Source organism: Pseudomonas oryzihabitans, assembly GCF_014522265.1.
Lineage (GTDB): Bacteria > Pseudomonadota > Gammaproteobacteria > Pseudomonadales > Pseudomonadaceae > Chryseomonas > Chryseomonas aestiva.
The window spans coordinates 3,049,764-3,074,065 of the sequence record NZ_CP017024.1 but is presented as its reverse complement, the minus strand read 5'-3'; the positions used below and the strand labels follow the sequence as shown (position 1 = coordinate 3,074,065).

Below are 24,302 nucleotides of genomic sequence, written 5' to 3'. Positions count from 1 at the left end.
ATCGCGCAGTGTTTTCCACCTGGGTCCATCCCGAACGCGTGGAATGCAGCCTCCCGCTCACCCCAGCCCTCTCCCTCCGGGAGAGGGCTGGGGTGAGGGTCCGCCCAACACGGTTTGTCAGGCCGAGAATCCCTTCAGACCATCCATCGGCATACCCCCTTCGAGGCTGGCGCACCCCAGCGAGACGCTTATAGTTATCGCAATCCCCATCATCCAAGGATCTGCCATGCCTCGTCTGTTGCACGTGATAGGTTCGCCCCGCCAGGATCGCTCCGCCTCGCTGGAAGTCGCCACCGCCTTCATCCAGGCCTGGCAGGGCGAACATCCCGACGCCGAGGTGGATACCCTCGATGCCTGGCATTGCGACCTGCCGGAATTCGACGGTCCCATCCTCGACGCCAAGTACGCCGGCATCCAGGGCGAGTCCCTCAGCGCCGAGCAGGCGCACGCCTGGACAGTGGCCAAGGCGCTGGCACAGCGCTTCAAGGCCGCCGATGTGCTGGTGTTCGGCGTGCCCTGCTGGAATTTCGGCATCCCCTACAAGCTCAAGCAACTGTTCGACGTGGTCAGCCAGAAGGACCTGCTGTTCACCTTCGACGAGCGCGGCCTCAATGGCCTGCTCGGCGGTCGCCAGGCGCTGGTGATCGCCGCGCGCGGTGCGGCCCTGGATCGCCAGGAGCACCAGGAATCCTATCTGCGCACCTGGTGCGAGATGGTCGGCATCGACCGGATGCATACCGTGGTGGTGGAAAAGACCCTGTTCGGTGCCGAGGTCGACCAGGCTTCACGCGACCAGGCCAAACAGGACGCCGTGGCGCTGGTGGGCAAGCTCTGATCGCTGGCTGCAGGGGCTACCCTCACCCCAACCCTCTCCCAGGGGGAGAGGGGGCAGTCTCGTAGGTTGGGCTGAGCACCGCGAAGCCCAACACCCGCTGCCAACTCACAACACCCTCACCCCAACCCTCTCCCAGAGGGAGAGGGGGCAGTCTCGTAGGTTGGGCTGAGCGCAGCGAAGCCCAACACCCCTCCCCACTCCACGCCCCTCAGCGATGCCGGGTCGTTGAACTCAGCTTGTACCTGTCGCCCGGATGCAGCAGCCGCACATAGCTGACCAGGTGTTCGTCCGACCAGGTCCGGCGGATCATCGACAGGCAGGCCGCGCCTTCGGCGATATCCAGCCAGAGTGCGGTCTGGGCATTGGCCAGTACCGCCTCGACGATGTGCTCCACATCGCTGATCGGACAGCTGGCCACCAGCACCTCGTTGGGGGTCTGGCGGCTGAAATCGCTTTCCAGGTAGTGCGGCACCCAGCGCGGATTGACGTAACGATCTTCCAACTGGATGGGCAGGCCGTTCTCGCGATGCACCAGGATGCTGTGGAACACCTGGCTGCCGATCCGCAGCCCCAGGCGCAAGGCCACCTCGTCGTCGGCGGCGATGGCCTCGCTGCGCAGCACCTCGTTGGAATACGCATGCCCCCGGGCGCGTACCTCGGCGGCGATGTTCATCACCTCGTGCAGCGAGGATTCGGCCTTGCGCTCGATGACGAAGGTGCCGAGCCCCGCCTGGCGCATCAGGTAGCCCTGCTGCACCAGGCGGGTGATGGCCTTGTTGGCGGTCATGCGGCTGACGGCGAAATCCCGCGCCAGCTGCTCCTCGGTGGGAATCTGGTGATGCACCGGGTAGGCACCACCCTGGATGCGTTCGAGCAGGAAGTCCTCGATCACCTTGTAGCGCGGGGGTGTCGTGCTGCTCACGCGAACTCCAGGCCGAAAAATGGGACGCCGATGATAACGCGCGGTCCGGCGTTCTGGCTGCCGGACCGCGTCCCTCTCAGAGACTGGGCAGCAGCCGCGGCGTGACCAGCGCGTTCAGGCAGCCGCTGGCCAGCAATGCGCTGGCGGCCTCGATGTCGGGGGCGAAGAAGCGGTCTTCCTGGTAGTAGGGCACCTGCTCGCGCAACAGGCTGCGCGCCCTTTCCAGGCGCTCCGAACTCTTAAGGCCGTGACGGAAGTCCAGGCCCTGGCAGGCGCCCAGCCACTCGATGGCGAGGATGCCGCGCACGTTCTCGGCCATGGCCCACAGTCGCTTGCCGGCATTGGGCGCCATGGAGACGTGGTCTTCCTGGTTGGCCGAGGTGGGCAGGCTGTCGACGCTGGCCGGATGGGCCAGGGCCTTGTTGTCGCTGGCCAGGGCCGCGGCGGTGACCTGGGCGATCATGAAGCCGGAATTGACCCCGCCGTTCTCCACCAGGAAAGGCGGCAGCTGGGACATGTGTCGGTCCATCATCAGCGAGGTGCGCCGCTCCGACAGGGCACCGATCTCGGCCAGCGCCAGGGCCAGGTTGTCGGCGGCCATGGCCACCGGCTCGGCGTGGAAGTTGCCACCGGAGATGACGTCGCCCTCCTCGGCGAATACCAGGGGGTTGTCGGACACGGCGTTGGCTTCCACCTCCAAGACCTCGGCGGCCTGGCGCAACTGGGTCAGGCAGGCACCCATCACCTGGGGCTGGCAACGCAGCGAATAGGGATCCTGGACCTTGTCGCAGTTGGCATGGCAACGGGAGACCTCGCTGCTGTCAGTGAGCAGCTCGCGATAGGCCACGGCCACGTCGATCTGGCCGCGCTGGCCCCGCGCGGCATGGATGCGCGCATCGAAGGGCGCCCGGGAACCGAGCATGGCCTCGACGCTCAGGCCGCCGCAGACCGTGGCCGCGGCGAACAGGTCTTCGCCCTCGAACAGCCCGCGCAAGGCATAGGCGGTGGACACCTGGGTGCCATTGAGCAGCGCCAGGCCCTCCTTGGCGGCCAGGGTTATGGGTTCGAGACCCGCCACCGCCAGCGCCTCGCGGGCCGGCAGCCACTGGCCCCGGTAGCGCGCCTTGCTCTCGCCGATCAGCACCAGCGACAGGTGCGCCAGCGGCGCCAGGTCACCGGAGGCCCCTACCGAACCCTTGAGCGGAATGTGCGGATAGACCTCGGCATTGATCAGGCCGATCAGGGCTTCGATGACCTGGCGGCGGATGGCGGAAAAGCCACGGGCCAGGCTGTTGACCTTGAGCAGCAGGATCAGCCGCACCAGGTCGTCGTCCAGCGCCTCGCCCACCCCGGCGGCATGGGACAGCACCAGGGAGCGCTGCAGCTTTTCCAGATCCGCCGGCGCGATCCGCGTCGAGGCCAGCAGGCCGAAGCCGGTGTTGATGCCATAGGCGGTCCGGCCTTCGGCCAGGATGTTTTCCACGCAGGCCACGCTGGCATCGATGGCCGGATAGGCCGCCGGATCGAGCTCGACGCGCAGCGGCTGCTGATAGGCCTGGCGCAGCTGGGTCAGATCGAGGGTGCCAGGTTTCAGGGTCAGGGTGTTCATCTAGGACTCCAGAGCCGCACACCGCAGGTGTCGGCGTTGATCGAGAAATTCAGATTGCCGCCGGGCGCGTGTTCGGCAGTGGTTGGCGACGGGCCAGCAGGTAGTAGAGGACCGCCGGCACCAGCAGGCCGATGATCCAGGAGATGTCCACGCCGCCCAGATGCGCCACCAGCGGGCCGGTGTAGAGTTTGGTCGAGAGGAACGGCAGCTGGATCAGCACCCCGACGCCGTAGGCGAGCAGGCCGGCCCGATTCCAGCGACCGTAGCGCCCGTCAGGATCAGCCAGGGCGGCCAGGTCGTAGCGGCCGTGGTTGACGGCGTAGTAGTCCACCAGGTTGACCGCGCTCCAGGGCGTGAAGAAGGTCAGCAGGAAGAGGATGAATGACTTGAAGGCGCCGAGGAATTCCCGCTGGCCAAGCAGCGCCACCAGGGTGGCGGCGCCGACGATGGCGAGCACGAAGAACAGCCGCTGGAGCCGCGACACCTCCAGATGACCGCGAAAGCCACTGATCACCGTGGCGATGCACATGAAGCTGCCATAGGAATTGAGCGTGGAGATGGTGATCTTGCCAAAGGCGATGCTGAAGTACAGCAGCGCCGCGGTAACACCACTGCCGCCAAGGCCGACGATATAGGCCACCTCGCGCCCGGCGAACTGGCCGTTCGCCAAGGCTGCAGCCAGCACGCCGAGGATCATGGCCGCCTGGGCGCCGAGTATCGAACCGGCCCCCACGGCGGCAAAGGTTTTCCAGCTCGAAGTAGCGCTCGGCAGATAACGGGAATAGTCCGCCACATAGGGGCCATAGGCGATCTGCCAGGAAGCGGCCAGGGACACGGCCAGTAGAAAGGACGCCCAGCTGAAGTGGCGGATCTGCAGCAAGGCGCCCAGGTCGCCCAGGTCGCCCAGGCTGATCAACCGGGCGAACAGGTAGCAGAAGGCGAGGATGCCCAGGACGCTGGCCAGTCGACCGACCCAGTGGATCACCCGGTAGCCGAGGACCGTGGCCACCACGATGCAGGTGGCGAAGACCAGGATGCCGGCACTGTCGCTGATGCCGGCCAGCTGGGCGATCGCCTGGCCGGACAGCACGGTGCCCGTGGCGGTGAAGCCCAGGTACATCAGGCACACCAGCACGATGGGAATCGCCGCGCCATAGACGCCGAACTGCACCCGGCTGGAGATCATCTGCGGGAGGCCGAGCCGGGGGCCCTGGACGGCATGCAGCGCCATCACCCCACCGCCCAGCAACTGGCCGATGAACAGCCCGATCAACGACCAGAAGACATCACCTCCCAGCACCACGGCGAGGGCACCGGTGACGATGGCGGTGATCTGCAGGTTGGCGCCCAGCCAGAGGGTGAACTGGCTGTAGAGCCGACCGTGCCGCTCGGTCTCGGGAATGAAGTCGATCGAGCGCCGCTCGATCAGGGGGGTGTTGGCCTTGGGCATGGTTCACGCTCCACGGCGCCGAAGGTCGGCGCTCTTGTTGTTGTCGGGAACGGGACGCCGGTGCTACCACCGGCGTCAGGACGCTCAACTCTTGATCATGGGCAGATTCAGGCCCTGCTCGCGGGCACAGTCGATGGCAATGTCGTAGCCGGCGTCGGCGTGACGCATCACCCCGGTGGCCGGGTCGTTGTGCAGGACCCGGGCGATACGGGCCGCGGCGGCGTCGCTGCCGTCGCAGACGATGACCATGCCGGAGTGCTGGGAGAAGCCCATCCCCACCCCGCCACCGTGGTGCAGTGAGACCCAGGTGGCACCGCTGGCGGTATTGAGCAGGGCATTGAGCAGCGGCCAGTCGGAGACGGCATCGGAGCCGTCCTGCATGGCCTCGGTCTCGCGGTTGGGGCTGGCCACCGAGCCGGAGTCCAGGTGGTCGCGACCGATGACGATGGGCGCCTTGAGTTCGCCGCTGCGCACCATCTCGTTGAAGGCCAGGCCCAGCCTGGCCCGCTGGCCCAGGCCGACCCAGCAGATGCGTGCCGGCAAGCCCTGGAAGGCGATGCGCTCGCGGGCCATGTCCAGCCAGCGGTGCAGGTGGGCATCGTCGGGGATCAGCTCCTTGACCTTGGCGTCGGTGCGCTGGATGTCCTCGGGATCGCCCGACAGCGCGGCCCAGCGGAAGGGGCCGATGCCGCGGCAGAACAGCGGGCGGATATAGGCCGGGACAAAGCCCGGGAAGGCGAAGGCATCGGCGACGCCGGCTTCCTGGGCCATCTGACGGATGTTGTTGCCGTAGTCGAAGGTCGGGACGCCGCGCTTCTGGAAGTCGAGCATGGCCTGGACGTGCACGGCCATGGACTGCTTGGCGGCCGTGACCACCCCCGCCGGATCGGTGACTGCACGATCCCGGTACTCGGCCCAGGTCCAGCCGATCGGCAGATAGCCGTTGAGGGGGTCGTGGGCGCTGGTCTGGTCGGTGACCATATCCGGGCGCACGCCGCGGCGGACCAGTTCGGGCAGGATCTCGGCGGCGTTGCCCAGCAGGGCGACGGAGACCGCGGCACCGGCGGCGGTGTGCCGGGCGATGCGCGCCAGGGCGTCGTCCAGGTCGCTGGCCTGTTCGTCCACATAGCGGGTCTTGAGGCGGAAGTCGATACGGCTCTGCTGGCATTCGATGTTCAGCGAACAGGCGCCGGCCAGGGTCGCGGCCAGCGGCTGGGCACCGCCCATGCCGCCGAGACCGGCGGTGAGCACCCAGCGGCCACGCAGGTCACCCTGGTAATGCTGACGCCCGGCCTCGACAAAGGTCTCGTAGGTACCCTGGACGATGCCCTGGCTGCCGATGTAGATCCAGCTGCCGGCGGTCATCTGGCCGTACATGGCCAGGCCCTTGGCATCCAGTTCGTTGAAGTGCTCCCAGCTGGCCCAGTGCGGTACCAGGTTGGAGTTGGCGATCAGCACCCGCGGCGCGTCGGCGTGGGTCCTGAATACCCCCACCGGCTTGCCCGATTGCACCAGCAGGGTCTCGTCGTCGCCCAGTTCCTTGAGGGTGGCGACGATGCGGTCGTAGCTTTCCCAATCGCGCGCCGCCCGGCCGATGCCACCGTAGACCACCAGCTCCTCGGGATTTTCCGCGACCGCGGGATCGAGATTGTTCATCAGCATGCGCAGCGGCGCCTCGGTCAGCCAGCTCCTGGCATTGAGCTGGGTGCCGCGGGGGGCGCGGATCTCACCTCTACGAAAGCGGGTCATGGAATCTTCCTCTCTTGTTGTTCGCGGCAGGCCCTAGAGGTCCAGTGCCAGGGTATGGATCAGCCGCGCCGCGACCCGGGCCGTGCGGCCGTCCTGGTCGAGCGCGGGATTGAGTTCGGCCACATCGGCCAGGCGCAACTTGCCGCTGGCCTTGAGCCGGCGGATCAGGGGTTCCAGCAGCGCAAGGCTCACGCCATGGGCGGCGGGGGCGCTGACCCCCGGCGCCTCGCCCGCGGGCAGCACATCCAGGTCGAAGGTCAGATAGAGGGCATCGCAGCGAGCCGCGAAGGCGTCCAGTTCGGCGCCAATGCGCTCCAGGCTGCCTTCGCGGATCTCGTGGTCTTCGCGGATCAGCACGTCCAGCTCGGCGGCACGCCTGAGCAGCGTGCGGGTATTGGCCGCCAGGCTCAGGCCCAGGCAGGCATAGCGGAAAGGCCAGCCATGGGTGGCGCAGTGCGCGGCGATCTGGGCGAAGGGCGTGCCGGAGGTGGGGCCCCGAGTCGGATCGCGCAGGTCCAGGTGGGCGTCGAAATTGACGATGCCGATGCGCGGCTTGGGCAGGGTCCTGGCCAGGTGCAGCGCCAGGCCCGACCAACTGGCCCAGGCCACCTCATGACCGCCGCCCAGTACCAGCGGCAGGTGACCGGCCTCCAGCAAGAGGCACACACCCTCGGCCAGGCGCTGCTGGGCGCCGTCCAGATCACCGTCGGCGCAGCGGATATCACCGGCGTCATAGGCCGGGCCCTGGCGTTGCCAGGCGACATTGGCCAGGGCACGCCGCAGGGCGCCAGGACCCTCGGCAGCGCCGGGGCGACCCTGGTTGCGCCGCACGCCCTCGTCACAGGCGAAGCCCAGCAGGGCCACGCCGGGCGCGCTGTCCGCAGCCAGCGGCTCGATGCGCTGGTGCCAGCGCAAGGCATCGGCTTCCGGATCGGTACGGCCAGTCCAGAGCTCCAGGGTCTGGCGATCAGCGAACATGCTGCACCTCGCCGCCGAAGACGCGCTGACGCAGGCGGCCCGGACGTACCTCATAGGCCAGCTCCGCCGGCTGACCGACGTCCCACAAGCAGAGCTCCGCCGGGGCGCCCGCCTGGATGCGGCCCAGCTCCGGGCGCCCCAGGGCCTGGGCGGCGTGGGCGGTCATGCCGGCCAGGGCCTCGCGGGGCGTGAGGCGAAACAGGGTGCAGCCCAGGTGCGCGATCAGGGTAGGCAGATAGAGCGGCGAGGTGCCGGGATTGGCGTCACTGGCCAGCGCCATGGGCACCCCGTGGCGACGCAGCAGTTCGACCGGTGGATGTTGAGTCTCGCCCAGCATCAGGAAGGCGCCGGGCAGCAGCACGGCGACGGTGCCGGCGGCCGCCAGGGCGCGCACCCCGGCTTCGTCGAGATACTCAACATGGTCCGCCGACAAGGCGCCCAGGCGCGCGGCCAGGGCGCTGCCGCCCAGGTTGGACAGCTGTTCGGCATGGGCCTTGATCGGCAGACCGTGCGCGTGCGCCGCCTGGAAGACTCTTTCGCACTGGGCCGGCGAAAAGGCGATCCCCTCGCAGAAGACGTCCACCGCATCGGCCAGCCCTTCGGCCACCGCGGCCGGGATCATCTCCTGGCAGACCAGCTCGACATAGCCGTCGGCATCGCCCTGAAATTCCGGCGGCACGGCATGGGCGCCCAGCAGCGTGGTGATCACCCGGACCGGCAGCGCCTCGCCCAATTGGCGGGCGACCCGCAGCAGCTTGAGTTCGTCGGCCACCGTCAGGCCGTAGCCGGACTTGATCTCGACGGTGGTGACGCCCTCATCGATCAGCGCCTGCAAGCGCGGTCGGGCGACGGCGAATAATTCGGCCTCGCTGGCCGCCCGCGTCGCGCGCACCGTGCCGAGGATGCCACCACCGGCACGGGCGATCTCGGCGTAGCTCGTCCCCTCCAGCCGCTGCTCGAATTCCCCGGCGCGCTGGCCGGCATGGACCAGGTGGGTGTGGCAATCCACCAGCCCGGGCGTCATGACCCCGCCCTCCCCGGCCAGCTCGGCCCCCTCGCCCAGCGCGGGCTGGAAGTCGGCTTCCGGCCAAAGACCCGTGATGCGGCCAGCGTCCACCCGCACGGCCATGGGCGCGGGCCAGGTCTGGAGACCATCGAACAGGGTGACGTGGCGCCAGAGCAGCGGTTGGGTAGCGACGGACATGGTGACCTCTCCGGTTAATGTATATACATTTAATCCAGAGTCGATCGATCGTCAAGCAGGCAGAGCTGCTCCCTATTTACGAAGCCAGCGGAATGCTAATGACAAGGCAACGGAGCTCGGTTCCGGGGAAAGACGACAGTCATTTTGTATAGACAATAAGACATATGCGGAGACACAGGGGCGATTCGCCTGTTGCCATGACTCAGCGCAGGCCGGCGGCACCTGGGGCGCTATCTGGAAAAGCGCCACAGCCAGAGCCGCCTCTACAAGCGCGTGCGACAGTCGATCGCGGTCTCGCCAGGAGTGACAGAGCTGAACGCCTGCTCCGACACCCCCCTCTCCCCGCGGGAAAGGGCTGGGGTGAGGGCGCCCCTCGCCACGCAGTCCCAGATGAAAAGGCTGCGCCGTTTTCCACGCTACGGTGCTGTAGGTAGGTGTTCCTTAGCTGGAGTTCCTGCCAAGCCAAACACGCTACAGCGGCGTTACCGTCACCTCGACCACCGGATCGTGATCGCCGCCGCCGAGGATCACCCCGCGCAGCGGCGAGACGTCGGTGAAGTCGCGGCCCCAGGCCAGGGTGATGTGTTCCAGGTCCGGCAGGACGTCGTTGGTGGGATCGAAGTCGACCCAGCCCTGCAGCGGGCAATGCACGCTGACCCAGGCGTGGGAGGCATCGGCGCCGATCAGCCGCGGCTTGCCGGGTGGCGGCCGGGTCAGCAGATAGCCGCTGACGTAGCGCGCCACCAGCCCCAGGCCACGCAGGCAGGCCAGCATCAGGTGGGCGAAGTCCTGGCAGACGCCATGGCGGTGCTCCAGCACCTCGCGCAGGGGTGTCGCCACCTGGGTGGCGGTGGCATCGAAGCGGAATTCGCGGTGGATCTTTTCCATCAGCGCCCGGCAGCCCAGCAACAGGGGACGGCCCGGTGGGAAACACTCCTCGGCGAAGCGGGCGAAGATGCCGTCCAGCGGCACCGCCGGGGATTCGAAGCGGAAGTGATGGACGTCCAGCGATACCTGGGCGGCGGGATAGCGCAGGCCGTCACGGACCCCCTCCCAAGCGGGCGAATCCGCCAGCCTGAGACCGGCGCGGGAATCCACCTCCACTTCCAGCTCGGTGCCGACATAGAGTTCGTCGTGGGGTCGCTCGAAGGACAATCGCGTCAGCGGGTTGCCGAAGGCGTCCCAGGCGTCCTGGCGCTGGGTCGGCTGCGGCAGGATCACCAACTGTTGGGACAGGCAGCGTTGCCAGGCGCAGTCGCGCGGCAACAGATGCAGCAGCTGCTGCGACAGCGACACCGGCGTCGCGTAGCGATAGTGGGTGTCGTGCTGGATGCGATAGCGGACCTGGTTCATCACATGGACACCGTGCGCTGGCTGACGGCGTCGACATGGGCGAAGCAGCGATAGATGACCCGCTCGGACAGCTGGCTGCTGGCCTCGGCGACCTGCCGCAGCAGGCGCGCCAGCCCCTGCTGCACCTCGACCCGACCGGCGTCGCCGAACAGGGTGTTCTCCAGGGTCGCAAGGTCGAAGCGGCGCAGGCGATCGTAGGCATCGTGCAGCGCCGGATCGCGGGGCAGGCCGTAGTAGCGTTCCAGGTGCTCCACGGCGTTGATCAGCGCATGCAGCTGGAAGCGGATCGAATAGGGGTTGTGCTCGTGCAGCATCAGCAGGTCCAGCACCGGGATCAGCTGGGGCGCCGCCTGGTAGCGCGACCGATAGGTGATGATGCTGTTGCCCAGTTCCAGCAGCCATTCCAGGCCGGCCGCGTCCCAGGTGGCGCCGCCTTCGAGAAAGTGCGCCAGGCTGCCGGCGAGGAATTGCACCCGCTCGATGCGCCGGCCGATCATCAGGAAGCGCCAGCTCTCGTCATGGGTCATGTCGTCGAAGGTGAAGCCGGCCACCGCCGCCAGCGCCATCACCAGGCGGTTGAGACTCTGCAGCGCCTCGCCCGGCTCGCTGCCGACCTGGCCCAGGCCATGGGCCTCACGCTCCACCTCGCGGATGGCGCGCCAGTTCTCCGGCGACAGCCGGCCACGCACCTGGGCCGCGGCCCAATGCAGGCGCTGCAGATTGGCGCCCAGGCCGCTGGGAAAGTCACCCGGCCCCAGGGCCGCGCGCAGTTGCTCCGCCAGCCGGCCACCCGCCGGCAGCAATTCCAGGGCCGTGGCCAGATCGATGGCCGACTGCACCGCCGGCCCGCCGTCATCGGCATCGAGGTGGCGACTCAGGACGATCCGCAGCAGGCGCGCGGCATCCTCGCAGCGCTCGCTGTAGCGACCGTACCAGAACAGATTCTCGGCGGTACGCGAGGGTAGGAAGGGGTCCTTGCGCACCAGGTCGCGTACCCCCAGCACCCGCGCTCCGGGCACCTCGGCGGCGCCGCGACTGCCACCCAGCACCCAGGTGTCCTTGCTCGACCCGCCGCGCTGCATGGACACCACCGCGGCGCCCTCGTGGGCGACCCGGGTCAGACCGCCGGGCATCACCCAGTAGCCGTCCTCGCTGGCCACCGCATAGACGCGCATGCCGATGGCGCGCGACTGCAGACTGCCGCCCTGCCAGACCGGCGCCTGGGACAGCTGGATACGCTCCTGGGCCACATAGGCATGGGGCGTGGCCAGGATGCGCGCGCGCAGATCGGCCAGTCCCGCGGCATCCAGCGCCTTGCCGAACACCGGCTCGAAGCCCTGGGCCGGATAGGCCGGCTTGATCACCAGCTCCGCCAGCCGCGCCAGGGCCGCTTCCCGCACCGGTGTCTCGCCGCACCACCAGGTGGCGACGGAGGGCAGCGCCAGGGTCTCGCCGAGCAGCGCCTGGCAGACGCCGGGCAGAAAGCCCAGCAGGCCGGGCGACTCCAGCAAGCCGCTGCCCAGGGCATTGGCCATGATGACGTTGCCCCTGCGCACCGCTTCCAGCAGGCCGGGTACGCCCAGCGCCGAATCGGTGCGCAATTCCAGCGGATCGCAGAAGTCGTCGTCCAGCCGGCGGAACACCGCGTGGACGCGCCTCAGCCCGCTCAGGGTCTTCAGATAGAGGCAGGCGTCGCGCACCGTGAGGTCCTGGCCTTCCACCAGCGGAAAGCCCAGTTGCCGGGCCTGGTAGAGGTGCTCGAAGTAGGTCTCGTTGTAGCGTCCCGGCGTCAGCAGCACCGCCAGCGGTGCCTCCTCGCCGGTGTCCAGGCCGGTGCTCAGGGTGCGCTGCAGGGCCTGGAAGTAGCCATTGAGTGGCTGGACCTGCAGATCGCGGTGCAACTCGGGAAAGGCCCGCGCCACGATGTGGCGGTTTTCCAGGGCATAGCCGGCGCCGGAGGGCGCCTGGGTGCGATCGGCCAGCACCCACCAGCGGCCATCGGGCGCGCGCGCCAGATCCACCGCATAGACGTGCAGCCAGGTATCGCCCGGCGGGCGCATTCCCTGGCAGGCCCAGAGGAAGTTGTTGTGGCCGAACACCAGCTCCGGCGGCAGCAGCCGCTCGTGCAGCAGCCGCTGTTCGCCATAGAGATCGCCCAGTACCCGGTTCAGCAGACGCGCCCGCTGCGCCACGCCCGCCGCCAGGGGCGCCCACTCCTCCGCCGAGATCAGTTGCGGCAGCAGGTCCAGTGCCCAGGGCCGGTCGCTGCCCTTGGGATCGGCATAGACATTGTAGGTCACGCCGTTTTCCTGGATCTGCCGGGCGATCAACGCCTGGCGCTGATCGAGCTGCGCGGGTCGCAGTCCGGCCAGATGGCCGTAGAAGCGGCGCCAGGGCGGCCGCACGCCACCCCGCGGACTCCAGAGTTCGTGGTAGCTGCCGGTCATGTCACTGGCATTGCGGGAAGCGTTCGGGGGCATGGTCGGAGGACGGCTGACAGGGTGCGCGAGCAGGTTCGGAGAGGTCGCCTCGACGGGCACGCCGGACCGCACGCGCCGGTCGCGACCGGTAACCTAGGGTAGTGATGTGCGTCGGGATGCGCCACCGCTAACGCTGGCCGCCGCTGCCTGTGGCGCGTCGCCCGGTGCGGGAGCCGATCCCAGAGCCCTCGCCGGCCGTCCCAGGCGACGAACAACCCGGAACTCCCGGGTCGAGCCGCTCTACTAATCCGCTAGCAAGACGCCGGCGCTCCGCCGACGTCCGACGCGGCCGCTCTCGCCAGGTATCAGCCCCATGCGCAATTTTCTCGGAAGCTACAGCTCGAATCGTCAGCAACGCAACGCCCTGCGCGCCCTGCCCGTCCAGCGCAAGGTCGCCAACTGCACCTGCGGCCAGGCCATCTTCTTTCCCAACAGCGAGTGCCTGGCCTGCGGCAACGCCCTGGGTTACGCCCCGGACCAGGGCACGCCGACGGCGCTGCTGCCGGGCGAAGGCGGCCTCTGGCAACTGCCCGAGGCGACCAGCGCGCTCTATCGCCGCTGCGCCAACCTGGACATGCCCGCCGCCTGCAACTGGCTGGTACCGGCCGACTCGGGAGAAAACTTCTGCGTGGCCTGCCAGCTCAATCACACCATCCCGGACCTGTCCTTCGACGGCAACGGCGAGCGCTGGCGCAAGCTGGAGCTGGCCAAGCGGCAACTGGTCGCCCAGTTGCTGGGCCTGGGGCTGCAGGTGATCCCCCAGACCGTGGATGCCGAGCACGGCCTCGCCTTCGACTTCCTCGCCCCCGATGCCACCGGCACCCCCACCACCGGGCACGCCAATGGCCTCATCACCCTGAACATCCTCGAAGCGGACGATGCCCACCGGGAAAAGGTCCGCGCCGACATGCACGAACCCTATCGCACCCTGCTCGGGCACTTCCGCCACGAGGTCGGCCACTACTACTTCGATCGCCTGGTCGCCGGCACCGACTGGGAAGAACCCTTCCGCGCCCTGTTCGGTGACGAACGCGCCGACTATGGCCAGGCGCTCCAGCACCACTACGAGCAGGGCGCACCGCCAGGCTGGGAGAGCCAGTACGTCAGCGCCTACGCCACCATGCACCCCTGGGAGGACTGGGCGGAAACCTGGGCGCACTACCTGCACATGATGGACACCCTGGCCACCGCCGCCAGCCTGGGCATGAACGCCGGCAGCCTGCAGCTGGACTTCCAGCCGTTCACCCGCGAGGCGCTGTACGAGGCCGAGGATCGCAGCGACGACGAATTCCTCGGCTTCGCCAATGCCTGGATCGAATTGGCGGCCATGCTCAACGAGCTGTCGCGCAGCATGGGCCAGCCGGACTTCTATCCCTTCGCCCTGCCCGCCCCGGTGATCGCCAAGCTGCACTTCATCCACAAGGTCATCCACTCGGCCCAGCCCAGCGTGCTGGAACAGGGCCTGGCCGCGGATGACACCACGGCGGGTGCCACCCTGGGCGCTACCCTCTGACCGGGGTCCTGCTCACCCGAGCAGGACGATGCCCCAGACCACGGCGATGATGATCATGGCCACGAACTGCGCAGCGCTGCCCAGATCCTTGGCGTTCTTCGACAGTTCGTGCCAATCCAGGGAAATGCGGTCCACCACCGCCTCGATGGCCGCGTTGAACAGTTCGACCACCAGCGACAGCAGGCAGACCGCCACCAGCAACGCCCGCTCGCCGCGACTGACGTCCAGCCAGAAGGCCAGGGGCACCAGCACCACATTGAGCATCACCAGCGAACGAAAGGCCGCTTCCTGGCGAAAGGCCGTGCGCAGGCCGGCCAGGGAATAGCCGGTGGCATTGATGACCCGGCGCAGGCCGGTCTTGCCTTTGTAGGGAGAGATCACCGAAAGCTCCATCCAGCAGGGGCGAACCGCCGATCCGGATGGACGGCAGCTGCCAGAAAGTGAAAGTCGAGGGTCGCGCCCGGTTCAGGCGCCGACAGCGCCTGGGTCAGCTGGAGGTGCTCTCCAGTTGCTGCAGCAGCAGCGCCGCCTGGGTGCGGGTGCGGACGCCGAGCTTGCGGAAGATGGCCGTGGCATGGGCCTTGACCGTGGCCTCGGAGACATTGAGCTCGAAGGCGATCTGCTTGTTGAGCAGGCCTTCGCAGAGCATGGTCAGCACCCGGAATTGCTGGGGGGTGAGACTGGCGAGTCCGGCGCTGGCGGCCTTGGCTTCCTCGCTCAGGGCGGGAGCGCCTTCCACCTGGGGCGGCCACCAGGTATCGCCATCCAGCACCTGACTGACCGCCTGCTGCAGGGTGCTCAGATCGCTGGACTTGGGAATGAAGCCACTGGCGCCGAATTCCCGGGCGCGCTGCACCACCGCCGGTTCCTCCTGGGCCGAGATCATCACCACCGGCACCTGGGGATACTGGCCCCGCAGGAGGACCAGTCCGGAAAAGCCATAGGCGCCGGGCATGTTGAGATCGAGCAGGACCAGATCCCAGTCGGTGCGCTCGGCCAGGCAGGCCTGGAGTTCGGCGATGTCGGCCACCTCGGTGAGCCGTGCCTGGGCGCCCAGGCCCAGGGTCAGGGCCTGCTGCAGCGCGCTGCGAAACAGCGGATGATCGTCGGCGATCAGTATCTGGTAGGCAGCCGCCATGGTGTAGCTTTCCTTGTTGTCGTGAGCGCCCACGTCGACCAGGTAGCTGGCGCACGGGCTGCACGCAAGCATGCCGAACGGCGCGGACGGGGGCAAGGCCGGGCGGACCGCGGACGGTAGGCAAGGCCCTGCGGTTTGCGGCACAGTTGCCGTTTTGCCCAAGAGACGTCCCATGCCCAGCGCCGCCCTGCGTGCCGATCTGCTCATGCTGCTCACCGCCCTCATCTGGGGTAGCGCCTTCATCGCCCAGACCGGCGGCATGGAGCACATCGGTCCCTTTCTCTATACCGGCCTGAGATTCGCCCTGGGCGCCCTCACCCTGGTCCCGCTGCTCCTGTTCCTGCGCCGCCGCGGCCGCCAGCAGCGTCTGACCCGCGACACCTTCAAGGGCGGCCTGCTGATGGGCCTGGTACTGACCCTGGGCATCAACCTGCAGCAGGTCGGCCTGCTGTTCACCAGCGTGACCAATTCCGGCTTCATCACCGGCCTCTATGTCATCGTGGTGCCGCTACTGGGGCTGCTGCTCGGCCAGCGCAGCCACCTGGGCACCTGGATCGGCGCCAGCCTGGCGGTGGTCGGCATGGGGCTGCTGAGCATCGGCGACAACTTCCACGTGGCCTCGGGCGATCTGCTGCAACTGGCCGGCGCCCTGGCCTGGGGGATCCATGTGCTGCTGGTGGGGCACTATTCCAGTCGCCACGACGCCACGGTGCTGTCGATCCTGCAATTCGGCGTCTGCGCCGTGCTCAGCCTGGCGCTGGCACTGGCTTTCGAGCCGATCCAGTCGACCGGGATCGTCCTCGCCCTGCCCGAGCTGCTCTATGGCGGCGTGATCGCCGCCGGCATCGGCTACACCCTGCAGGTGTTCGCCCAGCGCGGCGCCATCGCCTCCCATGCGGCGGTGATCTTTTCCCTGGAGGCGGTGTTCGCCGCCTTCTTCGGTGCCTGGCTGCTGGGCGAGGCCCTCAGCGGTCGTGGCTACCTGGGCTGCGGCCTGATGTTCGCCGGCATGCTCGCGGCCCAGCTCTGGCCGCGCCAGGCGCCGGTGGAGATCAAGCCGGTCAACTAATCTCGCAGGGCCTTCAGTTGCCGGCTGGCCGGGCTGTCCGCCGCCAGCGGCAGGTGATGCTTGGCGTCCAGGTAGCGCTCGCTGAAGACATCCAGATAGGCCTCCAGCAACCGACCGGCCGGTGCCTCGCCGGCCAGTTCCAGGCACAGGGCGGCGACCTCGGCGGTGCACAGGTGCTCGCCCCGGGTCGAGCGCCGCAGGCGATAGCGCGACAGGGCGTTGGGCTGGAAGCTCAGCACCGGCAGGCGGTCCAGATAGGGACTCTTGCGAAACATCTTGCGCGCCTCGGTCCAGGTGGCATCCAGCAGCACGAACAGCGGGCGCTGACCGGGCGCCAGCGGCAGGCTCTCGACCACCCGCTCGGGCGCGGCGTACTCGCCGGGAAACACCAGCAGCGGTTGCCATTCCGGCTGCGCGAGCAATGCCGGCAGCCCCGGATCCACCGCCGTGCGACTCCAGCCGAAGGCATGGGTGTCGGCCACCACGTCGGCGATCAGCCAACCGGTGTTGCTCGGCTTGAGCGGCTCGACGTCGTGCATCAGCAGGCACATGCCGGCGTGGGTCTGGCGCAGGGGACGCAGGTCGCAGAGGCAGTGGCTGGGTGCCAGGCGGCAATTCGGGCAGCGCGCCATGCGCGAGCCACGGGCGATGAAGGGCTTGATGCTGCGCGCCAGGCGCTCCTGGCGCAGACGGGCCACGGCATGCAGAGGGGTGTCGCTGATCGGGGTCATGCCGGGCTCGCGGGGCAAAAGCGCAGTTTACCAGAGCGATCGGGATGCCCGCGGCGGCCAGGCAGGTTACCCTGCGCAGACGCCCTGCGAACCCCCGCCCGCGACCACGGTCGAAACGGGCTCCTCTACGCTGGAGAACACGATGCCTCGTTTTGCTTTGCTCGCCCTGACCCTCGCCCTGCCCTTCACCGTCCAGGCGGCCGAGTCGCTCAAGGACCACGAGCTCAACCAGATGCTGCGCAAGGTGGCGACCGAGAGCAGCCAGGGCACGCCCCGCGCCATCAACGAAGACATCCTCGACCGCGGCTATACCGTGCAGGGCAAGCAGCTGATCAACAACCTCAGCGTCCGCCCGGCCCATGCCGCCCGCATGCGCGAGAATCCGGCCACGGTGCGGGTACAGCTCGCCGAAAGCGTCTGCCAAAACAATGGTTATCGCCAGCTGCTGGCCCGTGGCGCCACCCTGGTCTATGACTTCACCGAATACCAGACCAACAAGCCGGTCATGGTCGAGCGCTTCCAGGCGGCCGACTGCGGCCTGGGCAAGTAAGCGGAGACCGCGGCCATGACCGAGGACAGCGACGACAGCTACCTGGCCCGCCACGTGGAGCCCAGCGCCGCCGACCTCGGTCAGCGCATCGACGAATTGCTGGAGCACGCCCTCCCGGGCGGCAGTCCCAACCTGGGCCTCTACCGCGAGATGCTGGTGACGGTGGTGCGCATGGCGCAGACCAATCCGGCACGCTGGGACGCCAAGATCATGTTGCAGACCCTCAAGGAGCTGGAGCAGGCCTTCCGCACCCTCGAGCGTTTCCGCCGGCGACGCAAGGTCACGGTGTTCGGCTCGGCGCGGACCCGCATCGATCATGGCCTCTATGCCCTCGCCCGCGAACTGGGCAGTGCCCTGGCCCGCCGCGACATGATGGTCATCACCGGCGGCGGCGCCGGCATCATGGGCGCGGCCCACGAAGGCGCAGGGCCCGAGGCCAGTCTCGGCTTCAACATCACCCTGCCTTTCGAACAGCGCGCCAATCCCACCATCGAGGGCACGGATCACCTGCTGTCCTTTCACTTCTTCTATGTGCGCAAGCTGTTCTTTCTCAAGGAGGCGGATGCCCTGGTGCTCTGCCCCGGCGGTTTCGGCACCCTGGACGAGACCTTCGAGGTGCTCACCCTGATCCAGACCGGCAAGAGTCCGCTGGTGCCGCTGGTCCTGCTGGACACCCCCGACGGCCACTTCTGGGACGACACCCTGGCCTATCTGCAGCGCAATCTGCTGGAGGAAGGCTACATCCTGCCAGCCGATCTCAAGCTGGTCAGGCTGGTACGCTCACCGGAAGCCGCCGCCGCCGAGATCGAGCACTTCTATGGCAACTACCACTCCACCCGCCGACGTGACGGCCTGTTGCATATCCGCCTCAAGCACGCCCTGACACCGGCCTGTCTTGAGCGCCTGGCAACGGATTTCGGCGACCTCTGCCGGACCCCGGGCTTCACCCAGCTGGCGCCCGGGGAAGGCCAGCCCGACGAAGCGGAATTCGCCCATCTGACGCGCCTCGCCTTCGACTTCCATGGCCGTCACTACGGTCGTCTGCGCGAACTGGTGGACGAACTCAATCGGCCGGAGCATTGGGCAGTCACGTAGGTTGGCGCTGAGCACTGCGAAGCCCAACCTATCCAGACTCTGCCGCCATGTTGGGCTTCGACGATGGGGCCGTCTCAACCCAACCTGCAGCACTCTCCCGTAGGTTCGGTTGAGCGCAGCGAAGCCCAACGATATCCAACACCAGAACCGATGCTAGGCTCCACTGTGCTCAGCGCGAACCTGCGGTGCGGGACCGAAGTGATCGCTGCCATCGCGGCCATGGGCCGCTCTTACAGACACTGATTTGACTGTAGGAGCGGCCCATGGCCGCGATGGCTCTGAACTCGATTCGTGTCCTGGCAAACGCACGGAAAATGGCGCCTCCTTTCCATTCGGCATCACCGCGAAGCACCCCCTCACCCCAACCCTCTTCCTCAGGGAGAGGGGGTTAGTCGTGCGCGCGTTCATTTCCCGCAATCAATCACTCACCTTGGGCGGGATGGACCTGCAGGCTGGCGCTGATCACAGCGAAGCCCAACACCGCAAGCCACACCCCACTACCGCCGACTCAGCACCCGGTTGATCCCGTCCATGGCATAGCCTCGGTAGGCCAGGAAACGCCCCTGCTTGGCACGCTCCTTGGCGTCGGCCGGCGGCGTACCGAATTTCCGGCGCCATACCTCTTCCAGCTGCGCCTGCCAGTCCACGTCCGCTTCGCGCAGGGCCATCTCCACCTGCTCTCTTTTCAGGCCACGCTGGCCCAGTTCCTCGCGGATGCGCATGGGCCCGTAACCGGAGCGGGCACGGCTGGCGATATAGCTCTCCAGATAGCGACTTTCATCGAGCAGGCCATCCTCGGCCAGGCGATCCAGCACCGGACCGAGCAGTTCCTCCTCGGCCCCGCGCCGACGCAGCTTGCGCGACAGCTCTTCACGGCCATGCTCGCGACGCGCCAGCAGATCCATGGCAGCGAAACGGATGGCAGCGGTGGTATCCAGCGGATTGCCCAAGGGTGATCCTCCTCATACGAAAACCCCCGCACGGGGCGGGGGTCGTCTGGAACACTGGCAGGCGATCAGAGATCGACGTCAGCGCCTTCTTCAGCAGCCACTTCGGCTTTCTGATTGGTCGGCTGGCTCAGCAGCTTTTCGCGGATCGCCTTGTCCACGGCGCCCTTGATCTCGGGATTGTCTTCCAGGAACTTGGCAGCGTTACCCTTGCCCTGGCCGATCTTGCTGCCCTGGTAGCTGTACCAGGCACCCGACTTCTCGATCAGACCCAGCTGCACGCCCAGATCGATGATCTCGCCGTTCAGGTAGATACCCTTGCCATAGAGGATCTGGAACTCGGCCTGGCGGAACGGCGGTGCCACCTTGTTCTTGACCACCTTGACGCGGGTTTCGCTGCCGATCACCTCGTCGCCTTCCTTCACCGCGCCGATGCGACGGATGTCCAGGCGGACCGACGAATAGAACTTCAGGGCGTTACCGCCGGTGGTGGTCTCGGGGTTGCCGAACATCACCCCGATCTTCATGCGGATCTGGTTGATGAAGATGACCAGGCAGTTGGCGTTCTTGATGTTGCCGGTGATCTTGCGCAGCGCCTGGGACATCAGGCGCGCCTGCAGGCCCACGTGCATGTCACCCATCTCGCCTTCGATCTCGGCCTTGGGCACCAGAGCGGCCACGGAGTCGACGATGATGACGTCGACGGCGTTAGAGCGCACCAGCATGTCGGTGATTTCCAGGGCCTGTTCACCGGTATCCGGCTGGGACACCAGCAGGTCGTCGACATTGACGCCCAGCTTGCCGGCGTAGTCCGGATCCAGGGCATGTTCGGCGTCGACGAAGGCGCAGGTGGCGCCCTGCTTCTGGGCCTGGGCGATGACCGACAGGGTCAGGGTGGTCTTGCCCGAGGACTCGGGACCGTAGATTTCGACGATCCGGCCCTTGGGCAGACCACCGATGCCAAGGGCGATGTCCAGGCCCAGGGAGCCGGTGGAAATCGCCGGAATGGCCTGGCGCTCGTGATCGCCCATGCGCATCACGGTGCCCTTGCCGAATTGCTTTTCGATCTGTCCCAAGGCCGCGGCCAGGGCACGCTTTTTGTTGTCGTCCATTAGATTCCTCTCGGAGAAAAAAGGGCCAGACGGCCGTGGATACCTGTATAAGTGAACAGTATTAAACCATATTCACCCCCTGGTTGCTACACCTGAGGGCCTTTTTCCTCGGTCAGGAAGGCCAATAAAACCTCCAGCGCGCGGACCTGGGTCTGCTGGCGAACGGCGGCGCGATCACCCGCAAATACCTGCCGTTCGGTGTGCAATTTTTCGCCGTCGCGCCAGGCCAGCCAGACGGTACCGACCGGCTTGCCCGGCACCGCGCCGCCCGGCCCGGCGATACCGCTCACCGCGACCGCGAAGCGGGCACCGGCACGCTGTTGCGCGCCCAGCGCCATGGCCGCCACCACCTCCTCACTGACCGCGCCGACCTGCTCGAACAGCGCCTCGGGCACGCCCAGTTGCAGGGTCTTCTGGCGGTTGGAGTAGGTGACGAAGCCGGCCTCGAACCAGGCCGAGCTGCCGGCGACGCGGGTGATCGCCTCGGCGATGCCGCCACCGGTGCAGGATTCGGCAGTGGTGACCTGGGCGCCGGCCGCCTGCAGGGCTTCACCCAGTTGTTGGGCGAGACTGTCGAGGGAGTCCATCGAGACCTTCCTGTGCAAAGGAGAACATAAAAGGTGACCGCGGCCAGCGACCGCCTGCGGCGACCACTGGTCGGCCTGCACCTTAGACCGGCTTGCCGGTCCGCGTGAGAAAAGATTTACTGAAACCGGTTTCAGGCACCTACAAAATCCTAACAGCGGTACGCCATGAACGATGTCTTTCTCCCCGGTCCGCGCGCCACCCGTGCGACCATCGCCGAAGTGGCCGCCGCCGCCGGCGTGTCCAAGGCCAGCGTGTCTCGCTACATCAGCGACGATCGCCGCCTGCTGTCCGATTCCCTCGCCGCGCGTATCGAGCAGGCCGTGGTCGCCCTCGATTTCCAGCCCAACCAGATGGCCCGTGGCCTCAAGCGCGGTCGCAGCCGCCTGATCGGGATGCTGGTGGCCGATCTGCTCAATCCCTACTCCACCGCGGTGATGCATGGCGTGGAAACCGCCTGCCGCCAGCAGGGCTATTCGCTGCTGATCTGCAACACCGACCAGGACGCCCGCCAGGAGCGCCAGCAACTGGCCGCGCTGCAGTCCTACAGCATCGAAGGCCTGATCGTGAACACCTTTGGCCAGCACGCCGCCGACCTGCGCCACCTGGGCAGCCGCCTGCCGCTGGTGCTGCTGGATCGCGAACTGCCGGGCGTCGAGGCCGATCTGGTCGGCCTCGACAACCACCAGGCCATCGCCGAAGGCGTGGCCCACCTGCAGTGTCAGGGGTATCGCGACCTGTTGCTGGTCAGCGAACCTCTGGACGGCACCAGCTCCCGCCGCCAGCGGCTGACGGCCTTCGACGCGGCCCTGGCCGACCATCCTGGCTGTCGTGGCGGGCATTGCGCCCAGGCCGACGATGCCCTGGCCTTGCAGACGGCACTGGCCGCCTTTCTCGCCAGCCCCGGACCCGGCCCCAAGGCGCTGCTCACCGCCAATGGCGTGGCGACCCTGGCGACGACCCTGGCGCTGCAGGCCCTAGGCGAACCCCTGTTCGAACGCCTCGGCCTGCTCGCTCTCGACGACCTCGACTGGTTTCCCCTGGTGGGTGGCGGCATCAGCGCCCTCGCCCAGCCGACCCATGCCCTGGGCATAGCCGCCTTCGAGCGGTTGCAGCGGCGGATCGACGGGGATCGCAGCGCCCCGGTGCAGCAGACCTTCGGCGCGGAATTGCGCATCCGTCAGTCGACTCGCGCCCGAACCTAGAGGCACCTTTCGCCCTTTTGCTCGTCTTTTGTTGAAACCGGTTTCAGGAGAACAACAATGCCACCGGAGATCGCCATCACCACCTCGGCCTTTGGTGCCAACGGGGTCCGTACCCAGGGTCAGGCCGCCTGGCTCGACCTGATCGCCGCCGCGGGCGCCACCCATGTGGAAATCCGCGCCGAACTCTTTACCGAGGCGCCCGATTTCGCCGCCCTGGGCGCCGCCATCCAGGCAGTTGGTCTGGGCTGTGTCTATTCGGTCCCCCTCGAACTCTGGCCCGACGCCGGCGCGGCCCTCTCGCCACGTCTGCCCTCGGCCCTCGCGGAAGCCCGCCTGCTGGGCGCCGATACACTCAAGGTGTCCCTCGGGCACTACCGCGCGGCGGCCGATCTGGCGCCGCTCGCCAGCCTGCTGACGGGCGACGGCCCACAGCTGCTGGTGGAAAACGACCAGACCGCCCAGGGCGGCCGGGTCGAGCCACTGCGCGCCTTCATCCAGGCGGCCCGGGCAATCCAGTTGCCGGTGGCGCTGACCTTCGACGTCGGCAACTGGCGCTGGCAGGACGAAGACCCTTTGCAGGCTGCTCGCCTGCTCGGCCCCGACGTCCGCTACCTGCATTGCAAGGCGGTGCGCCGGCGGGCCGGTGGCCTGCACGCCGTACCGCCGGAAGCCGCCGACCTGCTGGCCTGGCAGGGCCTGATGGCGCACTTCCCCAGCGGCCTGCGCCGCGCCATCGAATTTCCGCTGATGGGGGCGGATCTGCTGGCCGAGACCCGCCGCCAGGTAGCGGCGCTACGCACCCTGGATGGGCAGATCCGGGAGGAGCGCCGGCATGGCTGACATCGACATCCTCGCCTTTGGCGAAACCATGACCATGTTCGTCGCCGAGACGCCGGGCGAGCTGGCCACGGTCGACCAGTTCGGCAAGCGCATCGCCGGCGCCGACAACAACGTGGCCATCGGCCTGAGTCGCCTGGGCTTCAAGGTCGCCTGGCTGTCGCGGGTGGGCGATGATTCCTTTGGCCGCTTCGTGCGCGCCAGTCTCGAGGCCGAGGGCCTGGACTGCCGCCGCCTCACCGTCGATCCCCGGCACCCCACCGGCTTCCAGCTCAAGTCCCGCGCCACCGATGGCAGCGATCCGGTGGTGGAGTACTTCCGCCGCGGCTCGGCCGCCAGCCACCTCAACATCGAAGAAGACTTCGACCCCAGCCTGCTGCAGGCGCGCCACCTGCACGCCACCGGTATTCCACCTGCCCTTTCGCCCAGCGCCCGCGCCTTCAGCCGCCACCTGTTGCAGGCCATGCGCGACGCTGGCCGCAGCATCTCCTTCGACCCCAATCTGCGGCCGTCGCTGTGGGACAGCGAAGACCAGATGCGCCGCGAACTCAATGACCTCGCCGCCCTGGCCGACTGGGTGCTGCCCGGCCTGGCCGAGGGCCGGCTGCTGACCGGCTACGACACCCCGGCGGACATCGCCGCCTTCTACCTGGATCGCGGCGCCAAGGCCGTGGCCATCAAGCTCGGCCCCGAGGGTGGCTACTGGCGCACGCCCGACGCCGAGGGCGAGGTCCCCGGCGTAGCGGTGGCCGAGGTGGTCGACACCGTTGGCGCCGGCGATGGCTTCGCCACCGGCTTCGTCAGCGCCCTGCTCGACGGTCTCGATGTCGCCGCCGCCGTCGCCCGCGGCAACTGGATCGGCGCCCGCGCCGTGCAGGTGGTCGGTGACATGGAAGGATTGCCCTACCGCCACGAACTCCCCTGATCGACGCCAACCCCC

General features: G+C 67.8%; 22 protein-coding genes. 8 read left to right on the top strand and 14 right to left on the bottom strand.

What is annotated here, in order from left to right; all coding sequences use genetic code 11:
* The first annotated feature begins 226 nt into the window (after nt 1-226).
* Nucleotides 227-835: an FMN-dependent NADH-azoreductase gene (locus BGI51_RS14170; RefSeq protein WP_187978730.1), complete on the top strand. Its 609-nt coding sequence runs from the start codon at nt 227-229 to the stop codon at nt 833-835.
* Nucleotides 836-1,043: 208 nt separating this feature from the next.
* Here BGI51_RS14170 and hutC read toward each other — a convergent pair whose 3' ends face one another.
* The 8 genes from hutC to BGI51_RS14130 form a co-directional block, all read right to left on the bottom strand.
* Nucleotides 1,044-1,757, bottom strand: coding sequence for a histidine utilization repressor (hutC, locus tag BGI51_RS14165; protein ID WP_133859773.1), 714 nt, complete (start codon nt 1,755-1,757; stop codon nt 1,044-1,046).
* Nucleotides 1,758-1,833: 76 nt separating this feature from the next.
* Nucleotides 1,834-3,366, bottom strand: a complete 1,533-nt coding sequence (hutH, locus tag BGI51_RS14160) for a histidine ammonia-lyase (RefSeq protein ID WP_187978729.1) — start codon at nt 3,364-3,366, stop codon at nt 1,834-1,836.
* Between the two features lie 49 nt (nt 3,367-3,415).
* A complete protein-coding gene (locus tag BGI51_RS14155; RefSeq protein WP_187978728.1) occupies nt 3,416-4,816 on the bottom strand; it encodes a purine-cytosine permease family protein in 1,401 nt (466 codons plus the stop codon).
* Between the two features lie 84 nt (nt 4,817-4,900).
* Nucleotides 4,901-6,565 carry a urocanate hydratase gene (hutU, locus tag BGI51_RS14150; protein ID WP_187978727.1) on the bottom strand — a complete coding sequence of 555 codons (1,665 nt, stop codon included), beginning with the start codon at nt 6,563-6,565 and terminating at the stop codon, nt 4,901-4,903.
* A 33-nt stretch (nt 6,566-6,598) separates the two neighbouring features.
* Nucleotides 6,599-7,543 carry a formimidoylglutamase gene (hutG, locus tag BGI51_RS14145; protein ID WP_187978726.1) on the bottom strand — a complete coding sequence of 315 codons (945 nt, stop codon included), beginning with the start codon at nt 7,541-7,543 and terminating at the stop codon, nt 6,599-6,601.
* Nucleotides 7,533-8,747: an imidazolonepropionase gene (hutI, locus tag BGI51_RS14140; protein WP_187978725.1), complete on the bottom strand. Its 1,215-nt coding sequence runs from the start codon at nt 8,745-8,747 to the stop codon at nt 7,533-7,535. Before hutI ends, hutG begins: the two co-directional genes overlap by 11 nt.
* A 471-nt stretch (nt 8,748-9,218) precedes the next feature.
* A complete protein-coding gene (locus BGI51_RS14135) occupies nt 9,219-10,100 on the bottom strand; it encodes a transglutaminase family protein (RefSeq protein WP_187978724.1) in 882 nt (293 codons plus the stop codon).
* On the bottom strand, nt 10,100-12,580 hold the full coding sequence (locus BGI51_RS14130; RefSeq protein WP_187978723.1) for a circularly permuted type 2 ATP-grasp protein: 2,481 nt from the start codon (nt 12,578-12,580) through the stop codon (nt 10,100-10,102). Before BGI51_RS14130 ends, BGI51_RS14135 begins: the two co-directional genes overlap by 1 nt.
* A 313-nt stretch (nt 12,581-12,893) precedes the next feature.
* On the opposite strand from BGI51_RS14130, the gene BGI51_RS14125 reads away from it, so the two are divergent.
* Nucleotides 12,894-14,093, top strand: coding sequence for a zinc-binding metallopeptidase family protein (locus BGI51_RS14125; protein WP_187978722.1), 1,200 nt, complete (start codon nt 12,894-12,896; stop codon nt 14,091-14,093).
* Nucleotides 14,094-14,105: 12 nt separating this feature from the next.
* On the opposite strand, the gene BGI51_RS14120 is transcribed toward BGI51_RS14125, so the two are convergent.
* Nucleotides 14,106-14,486: a diacylglycerol kinase gene (locus BGI51_RS14120; protein WP_178083871.1), complete on the bottom strand. Its 381-nt coding sequence runs from the start codon at nt 14,484-14,486 to the stop codon at nt 14,106-14,108.
* Nucleotides 14,487-14,580: 94 nt separating this feature from the next.
* Nucleotides 14,581-15,231 carry a response regulator transcription factor ErdR gene (erdR, locus tag BGI51_RS14115; protein ID WP_133859994.1) on the bottom strand — a complete coding sequence of 217 codons (651 nt, stop codon included), beginning with the start codon at nt 15,229-15,231 and terminating at the stop codon, nt 14,581-14,583.
* Nucleotides 15,232-15,403: 172 nt separating this feature from the next.
* Between erdR and BGI51_RS14110 the strand changes: the two genes are divergently transcribed.
* Nucleotides 15,404-16,300 (top strand): DMT family transporter, encoded by an 897-nt coding sequence (locus BGI51_RS14110; protein ID WP_187978721.1) that lies wholly within the window; start codon nt 15,404-15,406, stop codon nt 16,298-16,300.
* Here BGI51_RS14110 and BGI51_RS14105 read toward each other — a convergent pair.
* A complete protein-coding gene (locus BGI51_RS14105; RefSeq protein ID WP_187978720.1) occupies nt 16,297-17,031 on the bottom strand; it encodes a tRNA-uridine aminocarboxypropyltransferase in 735 nt (244 codons plus the stop codon). The genes BGI51_RS14110 and BGI51_RS14105 overlap by 4 nt on opposite strands.
* Before the next feature lie 142 nt (nt 17,032-17,173).
* On the opposite strand from BGI51_RS14105, the gene BGI51_RS14100 reads away from it, so the two are divergent.
* Both BGI51_RS14100 and BGI51_RS14095 read left to right on the top strand, forming a co-directional pair.
* A complete protein-coding gene (locus BGI51_RS14100) occupies nt 17,174-17,581 on the top strand; it encodes a quorum-sensing-regulated virulence factor family protein (protein WP_027597050.1) in 408 nt (135 codons plus the stop codon).
* Nucleotides 17,582-17,596: 15 nt separating this feature from the next.
* A complete protein-coding gene (locus BGI51_RS14095; RefSeq protein WP_187978719.1) occupies nt 17,597-18,676 on the top strand; it encodes a TIGR00730 family Rossman fold protein in 1,080 nt (359 codons plus the stop codon).
* A gap of 497 nt (nt 18,677-19,173) precedes the next feature.
* Here BGI51_RS14095 and recX read toward each other — a convergent pair whose 3' ends face one another.
* The 3 genes from recX to BGI51_RS14080 all read right to left on the bottom strand — a co-directional run bounded on the left by recX (nt 19,174) and on the right by BGI51_RS14080 (nt 21,322).
* Nucleotides 19,174-19,626, bottom strand: a complete 453-nt coding sequence (gene recX / locus BGI51_RS14090) for a recombination regulator RecX (RefSeq protein ID WP_158895966.1) — start codon at nt 19,624-19,626, stop codon at nt 19,174-19,176.
* Between the two features lie 65 nt (nt 19,627-19,691).
* Nucleotides 19,692-20,735 carry a recombinase RecA gene (gene recA / locus BGI51_RS14085; RefSeq protein WP_133859788.1) on the bottom strand — a complete coding sequence of 348 codons (1,044 nt, stop codon included), beginning with the start codon at nt 20,733-20,735 and terminating at the stop codon, nt 19,692-19,694.
* Between the two features lie 86 nt (nt 20,736-20,821).
* On the bottom strand, nt 20,822-21,322 hold the full coding sequence (locus BGI51_RS14080) for a CinA family protein (protein WP_187978718.1): 501 nt from the start codon (nt 21,320-21,322) through the stop codon (nt 20,822-20,824).
* 165 nt (nt 21,323-21,487) lie between these two features.
* Here BGI51_RS14080 and BGI51_RS14075 point away from each other — a divergent pair, with 165 nt between their 5' ends.
* The 3 genes from BGI51_RS14075 to BGI51_RS14065 are packed head-to-tail and all read left to right on the top strand — an operon-like array spanning nt 21,488 to nt 24,287.
* A complete protein-coding gene (locus BGI51_RS14075) occupies nt 21,488-22,525 on the top strand; it encodes a substrate-binding domain-containing protein (RefSeq protein WP_187978717.1) in 1,038 nt (345 codons plus the stop codon).
* 57 nt (nt 22,526-22,582) lie between these two features.
* The gene (locus BGI51_RS14070; protein ID WP_187978716.1) at nt 22,583-23,365 is read left to right on the top strand and encodes a sugar phosphate isomerase/epimerase family protein; all 783 of its coding nucleotides are present in this window, start codon (nt 22,583-22,585) and stop codon (nt 23,363-23,365) included.
* Nucleotides 23,358-24,287, top strand: a complete 930-nt coding sequence (locus tag BGI51_RS14065; protein WP_187978715.1) for a sugar kinase — start codon at nt 23,358-23,360, stop codon at nt 24,285-24,287. Before BGI51_RS14070 ends, BGI51_RS14065 begins: the two co-directional genes overlap by 8 nt.
* Nucleotides 24,288-24,302: the final 15 nt, after the last annotated feature.

Bases quoted from the DNA above. Each gene is read 5' to 3' on its own strand.
- BGI51_RS14170 (WP_187978730.1), top strand. From the start codon at position 227: ATGCCTCGTCTGTTGCACGTGATAGGTTCGCCCCGCCAGGATCGCTCC.
- hutH (WP_187978729.1), bottom strand. From the start codon at position 3,366: ATGAACACCCTGACCCTGAAACCTGGCACCCTCGATCTGACCCAGCTG.
- BGI51_RS14155 (WP_187978728.1), bottom strand. From the start codon at position 4,816: ATGCCCAAGGCCAACACCCCCCTGATCGAGCGGCGCTCGATCGACTTC.
- hutU (WP_187978727.1), bottom strand. From the start codon at position 6,565: ATGACCCGCTTTCGTAGAGGTGAGATCCGCGCCCCCCGCGGCACCCAG.
- hutG (WP_187978726.1), bottom strand. From the start codon at position 7,543: ATGTTCGCTGATCGCCAGACCCTGGAGCTCTGGACTGGCCGTACCGAT.
- hutI (WP_187978725.1), bottom strand. From the start codon at position 8,747: ATGTCCGTCGCTACCCAACCGCTGCTCTGGCGCCACGTCACCCTGTTC.
- BGI51_RS14135 (WP_187978724.1), bottom strand. From the start codon at position 10,100: ATGAACCAGGTCCGCTATCGCATCCAGCACGACACCCACTATCGCTAC.
- BGI51_RS14130 (WP_187978723.1), bottom strand. From the start codon at position 12,580: ATGCCCCCGAACGCTTCCCGCAATGCCAGTGACATGACCGGCAGCTAC.
- BGI51_RS14125 (WP_187978722.1), top strand. From the start codon at position 12,894: ATGCGCAATTTTCTCGGAAGCTACAGCTCGAATCGTCAGCAACGCAAC.
- BGI51_RS14120 (WP_178083871.1), bottom strand. From the start codon at position 14,486: ATGGAGCTTTCGGTGATCTCTCCCTACAAAGGCAAGACCGGCCTGCGC.
- erdR (WP_133859994.1), bottom strand. From the start codon at position 15,231: ATGGCGGCTGCCTACCAGATACTGATCGCCGACGATCATCCGCTGTTT.
- BGI51_RS14110 (WP_187978721.1), top strand. From the start codon at position 15,404: ATGCCCAGCGCCGCCCTGCGTGCCGATCTGCTCATGCTGCTCACCGCC.
- BGI51_RS14105 (WP_187978720.1), bottom strand. From the start codon at position 17,031: ATGACCCCGATCAGCGACACCCCTCTGCATGCCGTGGCCCGTCTGCGC.
- BGI51_RS14100 (WP_027597050.1), top strand. From the start codon at position 17,174: ATGCCTCGTTTTGCTTTGCTCGCCCTGACCCTCGCCCTGCCCTTCACC.
- BGI51_RS14095 (WP_187978719.1), top strand. From the start codon at position 17,597: ATGACCGAGGACAGCGACGACAGCTACCTGGCCCGCCACGTGGAGCCC.
- recA (WP_133859788.1), bottom strand. From the start codon at position 20,735: ATGGACGACAACAAAAAGCGTGCCCTGGCCGCGGCCTTGGGACAGATC.
- BGI51_RS14080 (WP_187978718.1), bottom strand. From the start codon at position 21,322: ATGGACTCCCTCGACAGTCTCGCCCAACAACTGGGTGAAGCCCTGCAG.
- BGI51_RS14075 (WP_187978717.1), top strand. From the start codon at position 21,488: ATGAACGATGTCTTTCTCCCCGGTCCGCGCGCCACCCGTGCGACCATC.
- BGI51_RS14070 (WP_187978716.1), top strand. From the start codon at position 22,583: ATGCCACCGGAGATCGCCATCACCACCTCGGCCTTTGGTGCCAACGGG.
- BGI51_RS14065 (WP_187978715.1), top strand. From the start codon at position 23,358: ATGGCTGACATCGACATCCTCGCCTTTGGCGAAACCATGACCATGTTC.